Genomic DNA, 512 nt, shown 5'->3' with positions numbered 1-512 from the left:
CCTCACGTAAACGTTGGTACAATCGGCCACGTTGACCACGGTAAAACTACACTAACTGCAGCAATCACTAACGTACTTGCAAAAGTATACGGCGGTGTTGCTAAAGATTTCGCATCAATCGATAACGCTCCAGAAGAGCGCGAGCGTGGTATCACAATCTCAACTTCTCACGTTGAGTACGATACACCAACTCGTCACTACGCACACGTAGATTGTCCTGGACACGCCGATTATGTTAAAAACATGATCACCGGTGCTGCTCAAATGGACGGCGCTATCTTAGTAGTAGCTGCGACTGACGGCCCTATGCCACAAACACGTGAGCACATCCTACTTTCTCGTCAGGTTGGCGTACCTTACATCGTTGTATTCATGAACAAATGTGACATGGTTGACGATGAAGAGCTACTTGAGCTAGTAGAAATGGAAGTTCGTGAACTTCTTTCTGAGTACGACTTCCCAGGTGATGACTTACCACTAATTCACGTTTCTGAACTTATAGACCTTGATGG

At 46.1% G+C, this 512-nt stretch carries 1 protein-coding gene; it reads left to right on the top strand.

The window, feature by feature from the left end; translation table 11 throughout:
• On the top strand, positions 1 to 512 hold a 512-nt coding region (locus CWC17_RS05020), incomplete at both ends, for a GTP-binding protein (protein ID WP_138612257.1).

This window comes from Pseudoalteromonas sp. S3785, from assembly GCF_005887365.1.
Lineage (GTDB): Bacteria > Pseudomonadota > Gammaproteobacteria > Enterobacterales > Alteromonadaceae > Pseudoalteromonas.
Note: the sequence above shows the minus strand (reverse complement) of the source record. Positions and strands in the feature narration are given on the sequence as shown.